At 66.5% G+C, this 3,975-nt stretch carries 3 protein-coding genes; all 3 read left to right on the top strand.

Translation table 11 applies throughout. The features are described from left to right. Nucleotides 1-122: 122 nt before the first annotated feature. Genes AC5Y49_RS24455 through AC5Y49_RS24445 form a run of 3 tightly spaced genes read left to right on the top strand, consistent with a single transcriptional unit; the run spans nt 123 to nt 3,878 of the window. Complete coding sequence (locus AC5Y49_RS24455; RefSeq protein WP_499891963.1) at nt 123-1,229, top strand: site-specific integrase; 1,107 nt, start codon at nt 123-125, stop codon at nt 1,227-1,229. After that, nucleotides 1,226-3,457, top strand: a complete 2,232-nt coding sequence (locus AC5Y49_RS24450; protein ID WP_499891962.1) for a tyrosine-type recombinase/integrase — start codon at nt 1,226-1,228, stop codon at nt 3,455-3,457. The genes AC5Y49_RS24455 and AC5Y49_RS24450 overlap by 4 nt, the downstream gene beginning before the upstream one ends. Next, nucleotides 3,447-3,878 carry a DUF6262 family protein gene (locus AC5Y49_RS24445; RefSeq protein ID WP_499891961.1) on the top strand — a complete coding sequence of 144 codons (432 nt, stop codon included), beginning with the start codon at nt 3,447-3,449 and terminating at the stop codon, nt 3,876-3,878. Before AC5Y49_RS24450 ends, AC5Y49_RS24445 begins: the two co-directional genes overlap by 11 nt. The last annotated feature ends 97 nt before the right edge of the window (nt 3,879-3,975 follow it).

Below are 3,975 nucleotides of genomic sequence, written 5' to 3'. Positions count from 1 at the left end.
GTTATCTGGAGTCCTCCGGGTGGTGTCCTTGATGTCCGACACGAGGCGTTGAGGTCCCAGGTTCTGGGTGGTGGACGTGCTTATCTGCAGTCGTCCAGGAGGCAAGAGCCTGCGGAGGGGCGATGCAGATTGCACGAGTTATCTCGCCGGTCTCGTTGCGTGAGTCGTGGACCGTTCTCGATGACGACGATGCTCCGGTAGCACCGGTCGACCGGTATCTGGCGTATCTGACCGACATCGAGCGATCACCGAACACGGTCAAGGCGTACGCGCACGATCTCAAGGACTGGTTCGGTTTTCTCGCCGACCGTGGCCTGGACTGGCGCACGGTGCGGCTCGATGACGTAGGTGAGTTCGTGGCCTGGCTGCGGCTGCCGCTGCAGGCCCGGCATGGGCAGGTCGCGGTGTTGCCGTCGGTGCCGCATCACTGCACGGAATCGACTGTGAACCGCAAGCTTTCGGCGGTCGGGGCGTTTTACACCCACGCTGCACGAGACGGGGTGGATGTCGGCGCTCTGCTGACCTCGTGGCAGGTCGGCGGCGCGCGTGGTGGTTGGAAACCGTTCCTGCACCACATCAGCAAGGGCACGCCGAGGTCGCGGCGGGTGATCGCGTTGAAGGCGCCGAGGAAGCTGCCGCGGGTGCTCCCGCCGAACGAGGTGCAGGCGATCCTGGATGGTTGCGGCCGGCTGCGGGACCGATTGTTGTTCGCCGTGCTCTACGACACCGGGATGCGGATCGGTGAGGCGCTTGGTTTGCGGCACAACGACATCGCCGCTGCCGAGCATGAGGTGACGGTGCGGCGACGCGATAACGCCAATGGCGCACGCGTCAAGTCACAGACCATCCGCACGATCCCGGTCAGCAGCGCGTTGATCCGATTGTTCGCCGACTACCTTCACACGGAGTACGGCGATCTGGACAGCGATTATGTGTTCGTCAACCTGTGGGGTCGTCCGCAGGGGCATCCGCTGACCTACGCCGCGGTCTACGACCTGGTGCGGAGGCTGCGCCGGCGGACCGGGATCGACTTCGACCCGCACTGGCTGCGACACACGGCCGCAACCCGGCTGCTGCGCGACGGAGTCAGCATCGAGGTGGTAGCGCACCTGCTCGGACATGCGCACGTGGCGACGACGACCACGACGTATGGGCACCTCACCGTGGAGGACGCTCGGCGGGTCATGGAACAGGCAGGCTGGTTCACCGATGGGCAGGTACGGCTATGAGCGCGCCGTCGCTGAAGCCTGCCGGCCCGTCGGGGCTGCTCGGCAAGCTGATGGCCGAGGTCCGCAACGAATTCCGCAGCGATGTACTGGAATTCGGGCCCGAGGATCCGGTGTTTGGTGGAGCCGAGTGCCGGGTTGAGGGGTGCGAGCGAACCGCCCGTGGACGTGGCCTGTGTGAAGGACATCGGCAACGGTGGCATGAAGAGGGACGTCCGTCCCTGGAGCGGTTCGCCGTGTCGACCGATCCGCGGTGGCGGCGGCGACAACCGAATCAGCGTTGCCGGGTGCCCGGTTGCGGTTACGGCTCTGCACGTGGCGGCATGTGCGGGCTGCACGCACAACGATGGGAACGTGCCGGGCGCCCCAGCCTGGCCGGATGGCTGGCCGAACCACAGCCGTTCAAGCAACCAGCGGCGGGCGCGACCTGCCGCATCCTGCACTGCGAGCTCTGGCCGCAGGGCACGTCTGCGTTCTGCCAAACCCACACCAATACCTGGAAGGTCAACGGCAGACCCGACATCGATGAGTTCGCCGACCGCTTCGCCGCCGAAACCCCGCTGGCCAGCGAGCAGATCCGGCTCGACCGGCTGACCGGTCAGCTGAAGCTGGAACTGCAGTACGTGCTGCAACGCCGTCACGACGATCGGCAGGGCAAGCTGACCCCGGACGTGGTCATGCGCGTCGTGAGGACACTGGCCGCCGCAGGCGTGGGCTCCCTGCTCCACCACGACGAGGACACCTGGCACGACTGGGCTCGGTCGACGATCAACGACACTCGCTCCCGTGGGTTCCTCAGCTACGCATCCCGGGTGATCGCCGACCTGGCCGAGGCCGGCGGCTGGGACGCCGAATACCCGCGCGATGTCTGGCGCATGCGCCGACTCGGCTACGACGGAGACCGCACGCTGCGGTTCGACGGTATTCCGCAGCCGTGGCTGCGGGATCTGGCCAAGCGGTGGGTCCGGTGGCGGCTATCGACCGGATTGGGCCTGGAAGCCGGCGGCGGCAGGCCGGTCGTTGTGCTCACCCGCTTCGCCGGGTTCCTCGCCGACATCGGCGTCGAGAGCATCGACCGGATCAACCGGCCGGTGCTGGAGCGCTATCTGGCCAACCTGCGCGGCGACTCCATCGGTGCCCAACGTCGCGGGACCCATATCGGGCTGCTCAACCGGTTCTTCGCCGCCCTCCGCCAACACCGTTGGGACACAGACCTTCCCGCAGACGCGATGTTCTTCGCCGAGGACTACCCGAAACGCGACGAACGGTTGCCTCGGGCACTGGCCGAACAGGTCATGACCCAGCTCGAGGATCCCGATAACCTTGCCCGATTCGCCGACCCTGCCCACCGGTTGATCACGATCATCTTGATGCGTTGCGGGCTACGCATCACTGATGCGCTGCGGCTGCGCAGCGATTGTGTGGTCGCCGACTCCGAAGGCGCACCGTATCTGCGCTACCTCAACCACAAGATGAAACGCGACGCGTTGGTGCCCATCGACGAGCAGTTGCGCGAGCTCATCGCCGAACATCGCAACCACACCTCCCAGCGTTGGCCGGCAGGCACGCCGGTGTTGTTCCCACGGCCGACGAAGAACATTGACGGCACCCACCCGATCGCGAGTCCCACCTACCGGATGGCGCTGTTGCGCTGGCTGTCCGTCTGCGACATCCGTGACGAGCACGGCCGGCCGGTGCACCTCACCCCGCACCAGTGGCGCCATACCCTGGGCACCCGGCTGATCAACCGCGACGTCCCGCAAGAGGTCGTGCGACGCATCCTGGACCACGACTCCGCGCAGATGACCGGGCACTACGCCCGCCTGCACGACACCACCGTGCGCCGCCAGTGGGAGGCGGCTCGCAAGGTCGACATCCACGGCTCCACAATCATTTTCGACCCGTCCGGGCCGATCGCGGAGGCCGCCTGGGCCAAACAGCGCCTCGGCCGAGCCACCCAGGCCCTACCCAACGGCTACTGCGGACTGCCGGTGCAGCAGAGCTGCCCGCACGCCAACGCCTGTCTGACCTGTCCGATGTTCCTCACCACCGCCGAGTTCCTGCCCCAGCACCACCAGCAGCGGCAACAGACCCTGCAGCTGATCACCGCCGCCGAAGCCCGCGGACAACAACGTCTGGCCGAGATGAACCGCCAAGTCCTGCACAACCTGGACAACATCATCACCGCCCTCAACGATCCACAACCAGGGAAGGCCAAACATGCGGGCTAACAACAGCATCCACCTCATCCGCGCCGCCCAGCAGCGGCACGAACACACCCGCGCCAAGGCCATCGCTGCGATGCACGAACTCGACCGGACCGGCGCCCTGCTCACCTTCGAATCCGTCGCCCGCCACGCCGGTGTCTCCCGCTCGTGGATCTACACCCAGACCGACCTCAAAGACGAGATCCGCCGGCTCCGCGCCCAGCACCAGCCCGAGCCAAGCACACCGTTACCCGCCCGACAACGCGCCAGCGACGACTCCCTGCGGCAGCGCCTCGAAATCGCCAACCGCCGCAACCACGAACTCGCCGACGAGAACCGGCGGCTACGCCGCCAACTCGCGTGCGCCCTTGGCCAACTCCGCGACGACACCGGCCGACACCGCGAACCAAGACATCACACTTCGGTAACGATCGGGCCGTGCTGACCGCCAACCGATATCGACCTCCAGCCGCGTCATGGATACCCTCCACGACACAAACCTGCAGGTCACAGCAGCTATCGCGGGCAGGACTCCAGATAAC

It is taken from the genome of Mycobacterium sp. NGS62 (assembly GCF_059812285.1).
Note: the sequence above shows the minus strand (reverse complement) of the source record. Positions and strands in the feature narration are given on the sequence as shown.